General features: G+C 70.2%; 17 protein-coding genes. 11 read left to right on the forward strand and 6 right to left on the reverse strand.

Annotated elements, in window-relative coordinates; translation table 11 throughout:
* Nucleotides 1–18: 18 nt before the first annotated feature.
* Nucleotides 19–732, reverse strand: coding sequence for a lysophospholipid acyltransferase family protein (locus BKA14_RS35235; protein WP_184955078.1), 714 nt, complete (start codon nt 730–732; stop codon nt 19–21).
* 121 nt (nt 733–853) lie between these two features.
* Between BKA14_RS35235 and BKA14_RS35240 the strand changes: the two genes are divergently transcribed.
* On the forward strand, nt 854–1,045 hold the full coding sequence (locus tag BKA14_RS35240; RefSeq protein ID WP_184955079.1) for a hypothetical protein: 192 nt from the start codon (nt 854–856) through the stop codon (nt 1,043–1,045).
* A 42-nt stretch (nt 1,046–1,087) separates the two neighbouring features.
* Complete coding sequence (locus BKA14_RS35245; protein WP_184955080.1) at nt 1,088–1,981, forward strand: hypothetical protein; 894 nt, start codon at nt 1,088–1,090, stop codon at nt 1,979–1,981.
* Here the strand turns inward: BKA14_RS35245 and BKA14_RS35250 are convergent.
* Genes BKA14_RS35250 through BKA14_RS35265 form a run of 4 tightly spaced genes read right to left on the reverse strand, consistent with a single transcriptional unit; the run spans nt 1,978 to nt 5,161 of the window.
* Nucleotides 1,978–2,913 carry an ABC transporter permease gene (locus BKA14_RS35250; RefSeq protein ID WP_184955081.1) on the reverse strand — a complete coding sequence of 312 codons (936 nt, stop codon included), beginning with the start codon at nt 2,911–2,913 and terminating at the stop codon, nt 1,978–1,980. The two genes, BKA14_RS35245 and BKA14_RS35250, sit on opposite strands and share 4 nt — an antisense overlap.
* Nucleotides 2,903–3,667, reverse strand: coding sequence for an ABC transporter ATP-binding protein (locus BKA14_RS35255; RefSeq protein WP_184955082.1), 765 nt, complete (start codon nt 3,665–3,667; stop codon nt 2,903–2,905). Before BKA14_RS35255 ends, BKA14_RS35250 begins: the two co-directional genes overlap by 11 nt.
* Before the next feature lie 13 nt (nt 3,668–3,680).
* Entirely contained in the window at nt 3,681–4,754 is a 1,074-nt protein-coding gene (locus tag BKA14_RS35260; protein ID WP_184955083.1) for an ABC transporter substrate-binding protein, read from the reverse strand.
* Nucleotides 4,751–5,161, reverse strand: a complete 411-nt coding sequence (locus BKA14_RS35265) for an RrF2 family transcriptional regulator (protein WP_184955084.1) — start codon at nt 5,159–5,161, stop codon at nt 4,751–4,753. The genes BKA14_RS35260 and BKA14_RS35265 overlap by 4 nt, the downstream gene beginning before the upstream one ends.
* A 168-nt stretch (nt 5,162–5,329) precedes the next feature.
* Here BKA14_RS35265 and BKA14_RS35270 point away from each other — a divergent pair, with 168 nt between their 5' ends.
* The 6 genes from BKA14_RS35270 (at nt 5,330) to BKA14_RS35295 (ending at nt 10,834) form a co-directional block, all read left to right on the forward strand.
* Nucleotides 5,330–6,637, forward strand: coding sequence for a M16 family metallopeptidase (locus tag BKA14_RS35270; RefSeq protein ID WP_184955085.1), 1,308 nt, complete (start codon nt 5,330–5,332; stop codon nt 6,635–6,637).
* A complete protein-coding gene (locus BKA14_RS35275; protein ID WP_184955086.1) occupies nt 6,634–7,953 on the forward strand; it encodes a M16 family metallopeptidase in 1,320 nt (439 codons plus the stop codon). Before BKA14_RS35270 ends, BKA14_RS35275 begins: the two co-directional genes overlap by 4 nt.
* A complete protein-coding gene (nudC, locus tag BKA14_RS35280; RefSeq protein WP_184955087.1) occupies nt 7,950–8,921 on the forward strand; it encodes an NAD(+) diphosphatase in 972 nt (323 codons plus the stop codon). The genes BKA14_RS35275 and nudC overlap by 4 nt, the downstream gene beginning before the upstream one ends.
* Nucleotides 8,922–9,023: 102 nt before the next feature.
* On the forward strand, nt 9,024–9,917 hold the full coding sequence (locus BKA14_RS35285; RefSeq protein ID WP_184955088.1) for a phytanoyl-CoA dioxygenase family protein: 894 nt from the start codon (nt 9,024–9,026) through the stop codon (nt 9,915–9,917).
* Between the two features lie 27 nt (nt 9,918–9,944).
* Nucleotides 9,945–10,388: a hypothetical protein gene (locus BKA14_RS35290; protein WP_184955089.1), complete on the forward strand. Its 444-nt coding sequence runs from the start codon at nt 9,945–9,947 to the stop codon at nt 10,386–10,388.
* Nucleotides 10,385–10,834, forward strand: a complete 450-nt coding sequence (locus BKA14_RS35295; RefSeq protein WP_184955090.1) for a hypothetical protein — start codon at nt 10,385–10,387, stop codon at nt 10,832–10,834. The genes BKA14_RS35290 and BKA14_RS35295 overlap by 4 nt, the downstream gene beginning before the upstream one ends.
* On the opposite strand, the gene BKA14_RS35300 is transcribed toward BKA14_RS35295, so the two are convergent.
* Complete coding sequence (locus tag BKA14_RS35300; protein WP_184955091.1) at nt 10,831–11,076, reverse strand: mycoredoxin; 246 nt, start codon at nt 11,074–11,076, stop codon at nt 10,831–10,833. The genes BKA14_RS35295 and BKA14_RS35300 overlap by 4 nt on opposite strands.
* 82 nt (nt 11,077–11,158) lie before the next feature.
* Between BKA14_RS35300 and BKA14_RS35305 the strand changes: the two genes are divergently transcribed.
* From BKA14_RS35305 to BKA14_RS35315, 3 genes are all read left to right on the forward strand, one after another.
* Entirely contained in the window at nt 11,159–13,291 is a 2,133-nt protein-coding gene (locus BKA14_RS35305) for an ATP-dependent DNA helicase UvrD2 (protein WP_184955092.1), read from the forward strand.
* A gap of 124 nt (nt 13,292–13,415) precedes the next feature.
* Complete coding sequence (locus tag BKA14_RS35310; protein ID WP_184955093.1) at nt 13,416–13,754, forward strand: hypothetical protein; 339 nt, start codon at nt 13,416–13,418, stop codon at nt 13,752–13,754.
* 142 nt (nt 13,755–13,896) lie between these two features.
* Nucleotides 13,897–14,259: a WhiB family transcriptional regulator gene (locus BKA14_RS35315; protein ID WP_184955094.1), complete on the forward strand. Its 363-nt coding sequence runs from the start codon at nt 13,897–13,899 to the stop codon at nt 14,257–14,259.
* Nucleotides 14,260–14,570 lie beyond the last annotated feature (311 nt).

The following is a 14,570-nucleotide window of genomic DNA, read 5'->3' on the forward strand; positions in this document are numbered from 1 at the left end:
GCTTCTGCCTTGCCTGGTCTAAACGGCCGCGGCCTGGGGCAGCGGCGCCGTCCCGCCCATGTGAGCCGGCAGCCACCACCGATCGTCGGGGCCTGCCGGCTTCTCGGGGTACGCCTTCTGTGCCGCGTCGAGCAGGCTGCTCATGCGCTCCTTGAGGGCTGCGGTGAGCGCGTCGGGCGACGTGCCCTTGGGCATCTCGAGCGCCTGGCCGATCTTGATGAGCACCGGCACGTGCCGTTTGGTCAGCTCTTTTTTGTGACCCTTGGTCCAGAGCCGATGCGGGCCCCAGACGGCCATCGGGATCAGCGGCACCTTGGCCGAGCGGGCCAGCCGCACCGCGCCCGACTTGAGCTCCTTGACCGTGAACGACTCGCTGATCGTGGCCTCGGGGAACACGCCGACGATCTGCCCGTTGCGCAGCGCCTGGTTGGCCTCGCGGAAGGAGGCGGCGCCGGCGTCACGGTCGACCGGGATGTGCCGCATGCCGCGCATCAGCGGGCCGCTGACCTTGTGGTCGAAGACCGACTTCTTCGCCATGAAGCGGACGAGCCGCTTGGCCGGCTGAGCGCCGAGACCGCAGAAGATGAAGTCGAGATAGCTCACGTGGTTGCTCGCGAGCACCGCCCCGCCCTCGCGCGGAATGTTCTCCGCACCATCGATCTCGATCTTGAGGTCGAGCACCCGGAACATCGTCTTGGCAAGGGCGACGACCGGCGGATACACGAGTTCCATGGCAAGACGGTAGCGGAAGTCCCTGAACTTATCCTGGGTCAGGTGCAACGTCCGGCGCCGACCGTGCGTCTTAAGCATTATCGGCTCTTTTCACTCGGACGTGACCTGGGAGGTACGGGGCATGCGCGGACCGTCCGCCCGCCGGGAGTTCGGGTTCGTTCTCGCGCTCGCCGTCACCGGTCTGGCGCTGGTGCTCGTGGTCGCCTTCGCACCGTGGTATCAGCCGGCCGCCGGCTATCCCGGCGTCGACCCGACCTTCTGGCAGCACGTGACCGCCCTGTTCGGCGCGACAGAAGGCAACACCACGCCATAGGCCGTGACTTGATCCTCAGGATCGTGGTGTTCACTGGGATTCATGTCCGAGCAGACTCCGGAGACCCCGCCCTGGCGCCGGCCGGGTGATCGGTTCGGATCCGGCCTGGTCACGACCGTTCCGGGCGCCCCGCCGCGGCAGCCCCCGCCTCCGCTCGACCCCGGCTCGGAGCAGCCGGAGGAGCCGGAGAACAGGCACCGGCGGCAGATGCGGATCTTCGGTGTGGTCGCGGGCGCGATCCTGGCCGTCGGACTGACCGTGGTGCTGATCGTGGCGTTCTCGGGCGGCGGTGACCCGTTCCGGTCGAAGGCCGAGGCCCCGACCGACGTCCGGCCTCCGCTCGCCCAGGCCTGTCCGGCGCCGACCGGCTCGCCGAGCGCGGCGCCGACGCAGACGCCGAGCGCGTTGCCGCCCGAGACCGGCGCGCGCACCACCGACACCGAGGCCGGCATCTCGTACAAGGCCTACGGCGCACCCTGGGAACCGTGGACCGACACCTGGCGCGCGGGCACCCTCGAAGTGCCGTACAAGGTGGGTCAGCATTTCGTCACCGAGCAGTACAGCGGCGGCAGCTACCACGCCTCGATCCTGTCGGGGGCGGTGCCCGCGGCCGACAACGACGCGGTGACGCTCAACCTCGAATGTGTCGGCCGGCAGGTCGCGGCGGACGTGCGCGCCGAGTACTACCCGCAGCCCAACACGATGGACCCGATCCGCGACGAGCTGACGACGGTGGGCGGCCGCCCGGCCTATGTGAGCGAGTTCCGCCTGCACTTCGAGGCGGCCGGGCTGACCGCCACCGAGGAGCTCTCCGCGGTGGCGGTCATCGACGTCGGCAAAACCACTGCGGCGATCCTGTACGTCTCGATCCCCGGCACCCACAAACAGTGGGACTACGTGATCGACGACGTCCTCAAATCGGTGCGGCCGACCTAGCTGCTCAACAGACCCCAGCGGCGGCGCAAGGCGTTGTCGGCCGCGTTGAACAGCACGTCGATCAGGATGCCGATGATCAGCACGACGATGATGTAGCAGATGACCAGGCTCGAGTCGCTCAGATCGCGGGCCTGCTGCATCCGTACGCCGATGGACAGCGCTCCCGGCACGATGACCAGCAGCTCGCCGGCCATCAGGCTGCGCCACGAGAACGCCCAGCCCTGCTTGAGGCCCGAGATGAACGAGGGCAGCGAGGCCGGCAGGATCAGGTGCCGGTATTTGGCGACGCCCCGCATGCCGAGCACCTGCCCGACCCGCAGCCACGTCCGCGGCACGTAGTCGATGCCGCTGATCAGGCCGTTGGCCACCGACGGGGCCGCGCCCAGGATCACCACGAACAGGATCGCGCTCTCGCTGAGCTGGAAGAGCAGGATGGCCAGCGGGAACCACATGATCGAGGGCATGGTCTGCAGACCGGTGATCAGCGAGCCGATGGCCGCCCGCAGCGGCGCGAACTGCGACACCAGGGCGCCGATGATCGTGCCGATGACCACGGCCAGCAGGAAGCCGGTGAACGCGCGGGTCATCGTCACCCGTACGCCGTCCCAGAAGTCGGCCGTGGTGATCACGCTGCCCAGGTCGGTGAAGACCGTCTCGGGCGAGGGCAGCACGTAGATCGGCTTCCACTCGGCCCAGACCACGATCTGCCAGACCAGCAGCACGATGGCGATCGCGGCCAGCTTGGGCCAGGTGTTCTTCCAGATCCGTTTGCCGCGCTGCCCCTTGTCCCGCTGGGGCTGCAGTTCGAGCGCGTCGAGACCGGCGACCTCGGCCGCCTCGGGGCTGACGCCGGCCTTCTCCACGACCGGGGCCGTGCTGTCGCCGCTGGTGCCCTCGAGCCCGGCCCGTGCGGACGGAAACTTACTGGGCATGGCGGGCGACCTCCGCGCGGAGACGATCGGTGATCTCACCGGCCTGGGCGGACACCTCGGGGGAGTCGATGCGCCGGGGCCGCTCGTGGGTGATCGCGTAGTCCTCGATCACCCGGCCCGGCCGGCTGCTCAGCAGGATCACCCGGTCGCCCAGCCGGACGGCCTCGCGCACGTTGTGCGTGACGAACAGGACGGTCAGCGACTGCTCGCGCCAGATCCGCTCCAGCTCGTCGTGCAGGATGTCGCGGGTCATCGCGTCGAGCGCGCCGAACGGCTCGTCCATCAGCAGGATGTCGGCGTTCTGGGCCAGCGCGCGGGCCAGGGCCACGCGCTGACGCATGCCGCCGGAGAGTTCGTGCGGTCGCTTGTCGCTGAAGCCGCTCAGCCGCACGATGCCGAGCAGTTCCTCGGCCCGTTGGCGGCGCTCGGACCGGGACACGCCCTGCAGCCGCAGCGGCAGTTCGACGTTGCCCCGGACCGAGAGCCACGGGAAGAGCGCGGCCTCCTGGAACATCAGCGACACCTTGCGACCGCCGATGTCGAGCGTGCCGCCGGAGATCTGGTCGAGCCCGGCCACGAGCGAGAGCAGGGTGCTCTTGCCGCAGCCGGACGCGCCGAGCAGGCAGACGAACTCGCCCCTCTGCACGGCCAGCGAGACCCGGTCGAGGGCCAGCAGGTCGCCGTAGCTCTTGGAGACGCTCTCCAGGCGTACGAGCGGATCCGTTCTGACGTCCTGTCGTTCCAGGAGGCTCATCGGTTCAGACCTCTCAGGCGGCCGCGTCGCTGACCTCGGGCTTGCCCGCGGCCTTGAGCAGCTCGTTGAGCGGCCCGAGGTCGTAGATGCCCTTGAGGTCGACCGGCTTGAGCAGACCGACGTCCTCGGCGTGCTTGGCGCTGGTGAACAGCGACGAGGCGACCGGGTCGGCGGTGAAGGTCAGGTTCTTGAACGAGGCGGCGAGCACATCGTCCTTGAGCGGCTTGCCGCTGAGCGCCTCGAGCTGCGCGTTGGCCGCTTTCTGGGCGTCGGCGCCGTTCTTCTCGATGTAGTCGAGCGACTCCAGGTGGCCCTGCAGCAGCTTCTTGACCGTGGCCGGGTACTTCTTGAGGAACTCCTGCGTGACGATCAGGTGGGTCGTCACGAACAGGCCGCTCGGCCAGAGGTCCTTCTCGTCGACGAGCACCTTGCCCTTCGACTCCAGGATGAGCCGGCTGTAGTTGGGCTCGGGCACCCAGGCGCCGTCGATCGCGCCCTGGGCGAAGGCCTGCAGCGCGGTCGCGTTGTCCTGCGGCAGCACCGAGACGTCGCCGCCGCCCTGCTGGTCGGCGTTGAGCCCGTTCTCCTTGAGCCAGGCCCGCAGCGCGACGTCCTGCGTGTTGCCCAGCTGCGGGGTGGCGATCTTCTTGCCCTTGAGGTCGGCCGGGGTGTTGATGCCCTCCTTGACCACCAGGCCGGCGCCGCCCGAGGTGCTGCCCGCAATGATCTTCAGGCCGGTGCCCTTGGACTGCGCCCAGCCGTTGATGGCCGGGTTGGGGCCGATGTAGGTGGCGTCGATCGCGCCCGAGAACAACGCCTCGATCGCGGCCGGGCCGGCGTTGAACGTCTTGGTCTCGAGTTTGGTGCTGCCCAGCGCGGTCTCGAAGAACTTCTTGTTCACGCCGACCAGTGCGGGGGAGTGGGTGATGTTGGGGAAGTAGCCGAGCCGGAGGGAAGAGGCCTCGGCGCTGCCACCGTCGCCCGACGACGAGGCGCCCTCGTCGTCGCCACCGCAGGCGGCCAGCAACGATGCGGACAGCAGGGCGGTGGCGGCAACAGCAAGCGCACGTATGGTGCGGGAGCTCATGCGGACTCCTTGATGGTGGAAAGTTCAGCCAGGGTTTTGTGGTCGACGACGCCCTCGATGGCCTCCTCGACCGCGACCCACACGTCGTGCAGCCCGAAGGCGGCCCCGTGATAGGTCGCATGGGTGGTGGGCAACCCGCGGACGGTGGCGAGCGCGCCCCCGACGGCTCGCACGACGTCGCCGACGGTGATCTCCTCGGCGGGCCGGGCGAGCGCATATCCGCCGTCGACGCCGCGGTGGCTGTGCAGCAGGCCCGCGCGGCGCAGGTCGAGCAGGATGCCCTGTAAGAAGCTGAGCGGGATGTCTTGGGCGGCGGCCAGGGTGGCTGCTTTGACCAGCCGGGGATGTTCCACCGTGACCGAGAGCATGGCCCTCACGGCGTAGTCGGTGCGCGCCGAGACGTACACGTTCCCCCCTGTCCCGCCAAAACCCGCGTTCGCCTATCTAGTTGATGGGAATGATGGTCTAGGTGGAGATTGGAGTCAAGGCCGGTCCGCCGTCCGGGAATCTCACCGGGTGTCCACGTGGTGACCTGCAGTCGCGACGATGACCTGCGAAAGCGCTAATGTCATTTCGTGGCGCGCAGAATCAAGATCCCCGCGACGAAGTACCCGGTGGAGCGATTCACCCTGGCCAACGGATTGCGGGTGGTGCTGACGCCCGACCGCAGCGCCCCGGTCGTCGGGGTCGCGGTCGTCTACGACGTGGGCATCCGGTCCGAGCCCGAGGGACGCACCGGCTTCGCCCACCTCTTCGAGCACCTGATGTTCCAGGGCTCGGAGAACCTGGAGAAGCTGGCCCACTTCCGGCACGTGCAGGGCGCCGGGGGCACCTTCAACGGCTCGACCCACCTCGACTACACCGACTACTTCGAGGTGCTGCCGGCCGGCGCCCTCGAGCGGGCGCTGTTCCTCGAGGCCGACCGCATGCGCGGGCCGCGGCTGACCGAGGAGAACCTGCTCAACCAGATCGACGTGGTCAAAGAGGAGATCCGGGTCAACGTGCTGAACCGGCCCTACGGCGGGTTCCCCTGGCTACGGCTACCCCCGGTGATGTTCGAGACATTCCCCAACGCCCACGACGGCTACGGCTCGTTCGGCGACCTCGACAGCGCCACCGTGGCCGACGCGCAGGCGTTCTTCGACCGCTACTACGCCTGCGGCAACGCGACCCTGGCCGTGGCGGGCGACTTCGACGTGGCCAAGGCGACCGAGATGATCCACCGCCACTTCGGCGACGTCCCGGCCCGCCCGGCCCCGCCGCTGCCCAGCTTCGACGAGCCCGACCTGACCGCCGAGAAGCGCGACACCTACACCGACAAGCTGGCACCGCTGCCCGGTGTGGCCAGCGCGTGGCGGGTGCCCGACCCGATCGGCGACTTCGACAACTACCTGCCGTACGTGGTGCTGGCCGAGGTGCTGACCGACGGTGACGCGTCCCGGCTGGTCGAGCGGCTGGTGCAGCGTGACCGCACGGTCACCAGCATCGGCGGCTACATCGGCTTCATGGGCGACGAGTTCCAGGTCCGCAACCCCACCGCGATCCTGCTGCAGGCGCACATGCCGCCCGGCGGCGACGGCGACAAGGTGCTGCGCACGGTCGACGAGGAGCTGGAGCGGCTGGCCGCCGACGGGCTGCGGCCGGGCGAGCTCGAGCGCGTGCAGGCCCGCATCGCGACCCACCTGCTGCGCGACACCGACTCGGTGCTCGGCCGGGCGCTGCCGATGGCCGTGCTGGAGCTGCAGCGCGGCCGTCCCGAGATGCTCAACGAGCTGCCCAAGCTGGTCGGCGAGGTCACCGAGGCGCAGATCGTCGCCGCGGCCGCCACCCTGCGCCCCGAGCGGCGCGCCACCGTCGAGGTTCTTCCCGGAGCTGTCTCATGAGCATCAAGCCCCTGCCCGACCTCATCCCCGACGCGAAGCTCAAGCTGCCCAAGGAGGCCGAGCGCACCCTGGCCGGCGGCCTGACCGTGATCGCCATCCGGCGCGCCGCCGTGCCACTGGTCGAGCTGCGGCTGCGGGTGCCGTTCGGCAAGGCCTCGCTGCCCCGGGCCACCCTGCTCTCGCAGGCCCTGTTCACCGGCACGAGCACGATGTCCAGCGTCGACATCGCGGCCGAGCTGCAGGCGGTCGGCGGCGGGCTCTCGGCCGGTCTCGACCCCGACCGGCTGCTGGTCACGGGTAACTCGCTGGCCTCCGGCCTCGACCGCATGCTGGAGATCCTGGCCGCGGTGCTGACCGACCCGGCCTACCCGAACGGCGAGGTGGCCACGGAGCGCGACCGCCTCGTCGACCACATCCAGGTCGCGCTGTCGCAGCCGGCTCACCTGGCCCGGACGGCGCTGCTCAAGCGCATGTTCGGCACCCACCCGTACGCGGTGCAGACGCCCGAGCCCGACCAGGTGCGCGCGGTGCGCCCGGCCGCGCTGCGCACGCTGCACGCCGAGCGGGTCCGCCCCGAGGGCGCGGTGCTGGTGCTGGTGGGCGACATCAACCCGGAGAAGGCGATCGACGCCGCCGAGAAGGCACTGGGCAGCTGGACCGGCCCGGCCAAGACGGCCGAGGTGCCGCCCACCCCGCCGCTCCAGCCGGGCCCGCTGCTGCTGGTCGACCGGCCCGGTGCGGTGCAGTCCTCGCTGCGCATGGCGCTGCCCGCGGTCGACCGCACCGACCCCGGCTACGCCGCCCTCCAGCTGGCCAACCTGATCTTCGGCGGCTACTTCTCGTCGCGTTGGGTCGAGAACATGCGCGAGGACAAGGGCTACACGTACGGCCCACACACCTCGATCGAGCACTATCTGGCCGGCTCGGTGCTCTCGGTCGCGGCCGAGGTGGCCACCGAGGTGACCGGCCCGTCGCTGCTCGAGACCCTCTACGAGCTGGGCCGCATCGCCAGCCTCCCGCCCGGCGAGGACGAGCTGGAGCAGGCCCGCCGGTACGCGCTGGGCACCCTGCGGCTGGGCATGTCGACCCAGGCCGGCCTGGCCGGTCTGGCCAGCATGTACGCCAACTTCGGGCTGCGTCTCGATCACCTGCGCGACTACTCGGCCGCGCTCGCCACCGCGACGCGCGAGCAGGTGGCCGAGGCGGCCGCCCGCTTCCTCGCGCCGACCAACGCGGTCACCGTGGTGCTGGGCGACGCCGAGAAGGTGCAGGAGCCGTTGGCGGCGCTTACCGCGGTGGAACGTAGCGCCGAGTGAGCGCGCCCGAGGAGCCCGACGTCCGCGAGCAACCCGGAGGTCAGGTCGACGCCCCGCCGCTGGCCCGCAGCACCCTCGACCGGGCCGCCGAGCACCGCACCGACGACGAGTGGCTGGCCGCGGCCTGGGATCGGGGCCGCGTGCTGGTCATCGACCTGAGCAAGGGCGGCCGGGCCCTGCTGGCCGACGAGGGGCTGGTGCTGCTGCCCGCGGCCGAGGCGCCCGCGGCCGAGCGCTGGTTCCTCGGCATCGACCCCGACGGGACCCCGCTGTGGACGGTGGACGCACCGCTGCCCGAGGTCGACGGCGCCCGGGCGGTGACCCTGCGCGACGTCGGCCACCTGCTCGACGACCGGGATGCGGGTGTGTTCACCGCGGCCGTGGCCTTGGGCAACTGGCATGCGAGCCACAAGTTCTCCCCCCGTACGGGCCTGCCCACCACGGCCGTCGAGGCGGGCTGGGCGCGCAAGGACACCGCGGGCAACACGATGTGGCCGCGCACCGACCCGGCCATGATCGTGCTCGTGCACGACGACGTGCCCGGCCCCGAGGGGCGCTGCCTGCTCGGTCACAATGCGGCCTGGGGTCGTGCGGCCGACGGCGGGCTGCGCTTCTCGTGCCTGGCCGGTTACGTCGAACCGGGCGAGTCGGCCGAGGCCAGTGTGGCCCGTGAGGTCGGCGAGGAGGTCGGGCTCACGCTCACCTCGCTGACCTATTCGGGCAGCCAGTCCTGGCCGTTCCCGGGCTCGCTGATGCTGGGCTTCCACGCCACTGCCGACCCCGCCGAGCCGATCACGCTGGACCCGGCCGAGATCGACGAGGCGCACTGGTTCACCCGCGAGGCCGTGGCCAAGATGATCGCGGGCGAATATCACGATCCGGCCAGTGGTGTCCCGATGAGTCTGCCGATGCCCTCGTCCATCGCCTTCTACCTGATTGAGCGCTGGTTGGGCGGTTTGACCCGCTAACGGATTCAAGTTGATCTAATCAGAAAAGTTTTCGCCTGAGCGAGTAACCAGAACGGGCTTCAGCCGCGTCACGGTTTACAAAGACCGAGAGGTGGAAGATCGATGACGCAGGTGGAAGCACCCACTTGGACCCCCATGACCGCCGACGAGCGGGCCCAGTTCGACCGGGACGGGTTCCTCGTGGTGCCGGGGGTGCTCTCCGAGAGTGAGATCGAGGTCGCGCGCACAGCCGTTCTCGGCGCCTTCGAGCGCGCGGGGCAGCCCGGCGGCCACGGGCTCGGCTCGACCGGTGCGCTGCACCAGCTCTCCGCGGTGACCTCGCTGCCCGAGCTGGCCTTCCTGCTCGACCACCCGGTGGCGTTCCGCTACATCTGGTCGCTGCTGGGCTGGAACGTGCACGTCTACCACTCACACATCGACGTGCACCCGCAGATCCACGAGAAGCAGAAGGACTGGTGGCACTGGCACCAGGACGGTGGCCGGCAGAACCGCGAGATCGAGACCGACCCGCGCCCGACGCTCTCGGTCAAGCTGGCCTACTGGCTGTCCGACGTGAGCGAGACCGGCCGCGGCAACTTCACCGTGCTGCCCGGCAGCCACAAGACCAACTGGCTGCCCGGCCCGCCGAACCGGGGCACCCCGTGGCCGCAGCCCGAGGGCGCGCTGCAGATCACCGCGAACCCCGGCGACCTGGTCGTCTTTGACCGTCGCCTGTGGCACGCGCGCTCCGACAACTACTCCGAGGTGACCCGCGTCGGCGCCTTCTTCGGCTACACCTACCGGTGGATCGCCGGTCGCGACGAGGTCGCCGACCTGCCCAACACCCCGGAGTGGGCCGGCTTCAACGACGTGCAGAAGCAGCTGCTGGGCCACTGCCCGCAGGGCGACGGCAGCGGCGACCACGCCTGGGGCCACTACCCCGAGACCACGCCGCTCTACGGCGCGCTCAAGGAGCGGGGCCTGCTGGACTCGAGCATCCCGGCTCTCATCCCGTAACACCGGTTTCCCCGATAATCTGATGATGTGGGGCAAACCGGGACACTAGACAAGTCGGCGACCGCGGCGGGCCGGCTTCTCCTCGAAGCGCTCGGGGGGAAGAGCCCGGCGCGGTCGCTGTCACGTCTGAGCGACTCGCCGCGTGCCGTCCGGCTGCTGCGCGAGCTCTTCACGGTGGCGGTGCGGCGCGGCTTCGTCGGGCGCGATCCGCGCGACATCACGGCGTACGTTCGCGACCTGCTCGACTATCAGGAACTGCCGGTCGGCGGGGAACTGGCGCGCGACACCGAGGCCGTGATCCGCTCGGTCCTCGGCGAGCCCGAGCTGGCGTACGGGATCCCGGATCCGCGGCGCTTCGAGCTGATCTGCTGCGTCGTGGGTGACCTGGCCCGGCCGCCCGGAGTGCCCGAGGCCGAACTGGTGGCGCTGGTGCACCAGGCCGAGTGGCGGCTCACGCGGTTCGCCCGGTGAGCACCATCTTCACGCCCGTCCCCGGCATCCACACCGCCGCCGGACGCTATCTGCAGCGCGTGGCCTACGAGGACGCGCCCGCGCACAGCGAGGAACCGACCTCCGCCACGCGCCAGGTGTGGGAGATCGCTTTCGGACTCGCCGTGCGGCGTCGTTTCGACCCCGACAGCCCGCTGGCCGAGATCCGGCGCACCGTGACGACGACGCTGCGGGAACACTCGGCCGCGGCCGTGCCCCCGCTGGCCGCCGAGATGCTGATCCGTGACGCGCTGGGCGAGACCGTGCCGGTCGAGGAGCTCGGCGACGCCGTCCGCAGCCGGGCCCACCTGCTGCTCTTCGCCGGCCTCGTGGACGAGCTGGCAATGACCGACGGCGAGCTCGAGGCCCTGGTGGTGCAGGCCGAGGAGCTCGCCGTCGACGCGATCGCGGAAACCGTACGGAATTAGCTCGCGGCCAGCGCGGCGAGCCGCTCCTTCACCTGAACGATGGACGGGTTGGTCAGCGCCGAACCGTCGTCGAACTTCAGCGTGGGCACGGTCTGGTTGCCACCGTTCACGCTCATCACGAAGTCGGCCGCGTCGGGCTGCTGCTCGATGTCCACCACCTCATAGGTGATGCCCTCACGGTCGAGCTGCGACTTGAGGCGGTGACAGTAGCCGCACCAGGACGTCGAGTACATGGTCAACATCGGTCGCAAATCCCTTCGGAGGGGTCACATGGCATGGCGCCTTCCGGCACAACGTCCGACCCGGGTGCCATGATTCCCTACCGTGCGGACTGATGCGGTGCTGGCCGGGCTCGACCCCGAACAGCGGACGGCGGTGACCGCCCCCGCCGGCCCGGTCTGCATCCTGGCCGGCGCCGGCACCGGCAAGACACGAGCGATTACCCACCGGATCGCCTATCGAACGCTGACCGGCGAAGTGAGTCCCCGGCACATCCTCGCGGTCACCTTCACCGCGCGGGCCGCGGCCGAGATGCGCTCCCGGCTGACCGAGCTGGGCGCGGCCGGCGTGCAGGCCCGCACGTTCCACGCGGCGGCGCTGCGCCAGGTGCGCTACTTCGCGCCGCGGCTGCTCGAGGGGCGGGCCATGCCGGAGCTGCTGGAGAGCAAGGCGCGCACGGTCGGGCTGGCCGCCGCCCGGGCCGGCGTGCGCGCCGACCGTACGGGGGCCCGGGACCTGGCCGGCGAGATCGAGTGGGCCAAGTCGTCGCTCGTCGAGCCGGGCGAATACGCCGTGGCGGCCAAGAAGGCGCTGCGCGAGCCGCCCTTCGAGCCGGACAAGGTGGCCGAGGTCTTCGCGGCGTACGAGTCGCTCAAGCGACGCCAAGGCGTGATCGACTTCGAGGACATGCTGCGCGCCGCGGTCTGGGGCATCGAGGAGCACCCGGACGTGGCCGAGCAGATCCGCTCGCAGTACCGCCACTTCGTGGTCGACGAGTATCAGGACGTCAACCCGCTGCAGCAGCGGCTGCTCGAAGCCTGGCTGGGCGGGCGGGACGACCTGACCGTGGTCGGCGACGCCAGCCAGACGATCTACTCGTTCACGGGAGCCACCTCGGCGTACCTGATCGACTTCCCGCGGCAGCGGCGCGAGGCCGTGGTGATCCGCCTGGTCCGCGACTATCGCTCCACCCCGCAGGTGGTCGGGCTGGCCAACGCCGTGATCCGGCAGGCCCGGGGCAACGAGGCCCGGCTGCGGCTCGAACTGGTCGGGCAACGGCCGCCCGGGGCCGAGCCCGAGCTCAAGATCTTCCCCGACGAGGCGGGTGAGGCGGTCGCGGTGGCCCGCCGCTGCCGCGACCTGATCGCGTCGGGCACCCCGGCCAGCGAGATCGCGGTGCTGTTCCGCACTAACGCGCAGTCCGAGACGTACGAGAAGGCACTGGCCGAGGCCGAGGTGCCCTACGTCGTACGGGGGGCCGAGCGCTTCTTCGAGCGACCCGAGATCCGCCAGGCGATGATCGCGCTGCGGGCGGCGGTCCGGTCCACCCCGGGCGAGACCCCGCTGGTGCAGGCGGTCGTGGAGGCCCTCGCGGCCACCGGCTGGCACCGTGAGCAGGCTCCGCCCGGTGGCGCCGCCCGTGAGCAGTGGGAGGCGCTGGCCGCGCTGGTCGCCCTGGCCGAGGACTACGCCAAGTCGCCCACGCTGGAGCCGATCGGGCAGGCCGGCGCGGTGCAGCGCGAGGTGACGCTCACCGCCTTCAACGACGAGCTGAGCCGGCGGGCCGAGCAGCAGCACGCCCCGACCATGGCCGGTGTGACGCTCGCCTCACTGCACTCGGCCAAGGGGCTCGAGTGGGACGCGGTGTTCCTGACCGGGCTGGCCGACGGCACGCTGCCGACCACGTACGCCAAGACGCCCGAGCAGCTGGAGGAGGAGCGCCGCCTGCTCTACGTGGGGGTCACGCGGGCCCGGCAGTGGCTCTGGCTCTCGTACGGGCAGTCGCGCTCACCCGGCGGCAGGGCCCGGCGCCCGTGCCGCTTCCTGCCTCAGCTCGAACGGAACTCGTCGACCGAGCGGGCCGGCGATCGGAGTCGGAAACCCGACCGAAGGCGGCCCCAGGTGTCCTCCTGCCGGGTCTGCGGGGCCACCCTGCTGGCCGGGGCCGACCGCAAGCTGGGCCGCTGCCCGACCTGCCCGTCGGACCTCGACGAGGAGCTGTTCGAGCGGCTTCAGCAGTGGCGTGCGGCCACCGCGAGCGAGCTCAAAGTCCCTGCGTATGTCGTTTTCACCGACGCCACCTTGGTGGCCCTGGCCGAGCGCAAGCCCGGCAGCCCGGCCGAGCTGCTCGCGATCGCCGGGATCGGCCCCCGCAAGCTGGGCCAATACGGCGAGTCGGTCTTCGCGTTGGTGGCCGGAGCGAGCGTCGAGGAAGTTGCTCAAAAAAACTTTGGATAATTCGTTTGCCCTCTCCTGTAGGGCAGGCATAGCCTCAGATCACACCTCGCCGAGCAGGGATGTTCGGCGGGCAGAAACACAGCGATACCACTACGAGCGCAACGCGATGGAGGAGGTGGCACCGATGGAGATCTACACGATGAGCATGACGCGACCGTCGATGCCGCTGACCCGTGCCTGCGCTCCGTCCGCCTCGCTGCTCGCCTTGGCCCCCGTGTGGGCTCCGGCAGCTGCTGAGCGGGCTCCGTTCGTGGCCACCGCTCCCGTTTCGGGTCCGGTTCTGGCCGCAGAGCGGGCTCCGGCGTCGCAGGTGCACCAGGTCTCCGCCCGGGCCGAGCTGGGTGGCGCACTGGAGCTTCAGCGGGTCGAAGGCAGCACTGGGTTCAAGGGCAGCAATGTCTCCATCAGCAAGCGCTACACGGATGGTGGCAGCGGTGTCCCGCCTCGAGGAAGGCCGGTCTGATCAACAGACCCCTGGCTCACCTCGAGGCCGCGGAACCCTTAACCGGGATCCGCGGCCTTAATTTTTTGCCGGTTCACTGCCGGTGCACGACCCGAACGGCGATCCATCAAGATCGATGAGAAGAGAGAGGTGACCGGGCTTTATGAGTCTGGCGCTGGCCCCACTCGACGTGAGCGTCGAGATCGAGGCAAACCTGCCCTGTCGGAAGTTCGACCCGGACCTGTGGTTCTCGGACTCCCCGGCCCAGCTGGAACTGGCCAAGTCGCTCTGCGGGGACTGCCCGCTGCGCGTCGAGTGCCTGGCCGGCGCGGTCGAGCGGAACGAGCCCTGGGGTGTCTGGGGCGGCGAGATCTTCGAGCGCGGTGCCGTGGTTCCGCGCAAGCGGCCGCGTGGCCGTCCTCGCAAGGTCGACGTGGCGCGTGACGCCGAGTTGGCCCACGAGGTCGAGGAGCGGCTCGCCGCGAACGGACTCGACTCCCGCAACGCCGTCCGACTGGCGGCCTGACATGACCACGATCAGCGACAACCTCACCGACTACCGGAAGCAGACCACCGCGATGTCCTCGACCTCCGCGAACGGAGCAATGAAGATGAGACTTCTCCAAGAGGCGTTATCACGGGCCCGAATGCGTCGGCCTCAGAGTGACTACACACCTGAGGCACACCGTCCCGCTCGCCAGGTAGCCCTGGAGGCGCGTCACGCCGCCACCCGCGAACTCGGCGGACGGCGATTCTGATCCGCGACAACCGCACCTGACTGAAGATCGAACCAGAGCCGGAAGGCCCGTCCGCACACCTGCGGACGGGCCTTTTGCC

The organism is Paractinoplanes abujensis (assembly GCF_014204895.1).
Taxonomy (GTDB): Bacteria; Actinomycetota; Actinomycetes; order Mycobacteriales; family Micromonosporaceae; genus Actinoplanes; species Actinoplanes abujensis.

Excerpts from the sequence above, each read along its gene's own strand:
- BKA14_RS35235 (WP_184955078.1), bottom strand. The coding sequence starts at position 732 with ATGGAACTCGTGTATCCGCCGGTCGTCGCCCTTGCCAAGACGATGTTC.
- BKA14_RS35240 (WP_184955079.1), top strand. The coding sequence starts at position 854 with ATGCGCGGACCGTCCGCCCGCCGGGAGTTCGGGTTCGTTCTCGCGCTC.
- BKA14_RS35245 (WP_184955080.1), top strand. The coding sequence starts at position 1,088 with ATGTCCGAGCAGACTCCGGAGACCCCGCCCTGGCGCCGGCCGGGTGAT.
- BKA14_RS35250 (WP_184955081.1), bottom strand. The coding sequence starts at position 2,913 with ATGCCCAGTAAGTTTCCGTCCGCACGGGCCGGGCTCGAGGGCACCAGC.
- BKA14_RS35255 (WP_184955082.1), bottom strand. The coding sequence starts at position 3,667 with ATGAGCCTCCTGGAACGACAGGACGTCAGAACGGATCCGCTCGTACGC.
- BKA14_RS35260 (WP_184955083.1), bottom strand. The coding sequence starts at position 4,754 with ATGAGCTCCCGCACCATACGTGCGCTTGCTGTTGCCGCCACCGCCCTG.
- BKA14_RS35275 (WP_184955086.1), top strand. The coding sequence starts at position 6,634 with ATGAGCATCAAGCCCCTGCCCGACCTCATCCCCGACGCGAAGCTCAAG.
- BKA14_RS35285 (WP_184955088.1), top strand. The coding sequence starts at position 9,024 with ATGACGCAGGTGGAAGCACCCACTTGGACCCCCATGACCGCCGACGAG.
- BKA14_RS35300 (WP_184955091.1), bottom strand. The coding sequence starts at position 11,076 with ATGTTGACCATGTACTCGACGTCCTGGTGCGGCTACTGTCACCGCCTC.
- BKA14_RS35310 (WP_184955093.1), top strand. The coding sequence starts at position 13,416 with ATGGAGATCTACACGATGAGCATGACGCGACCGTCGATGCCGCTGACC.
- BKA14_RS35315 (WP_184955094.1), top strand. The coding sequence starts at position 13,897 with ATGAGTCTGGCGCTGGCCCCACTCGACGTGAGCGTCGAGATCGAGGCA.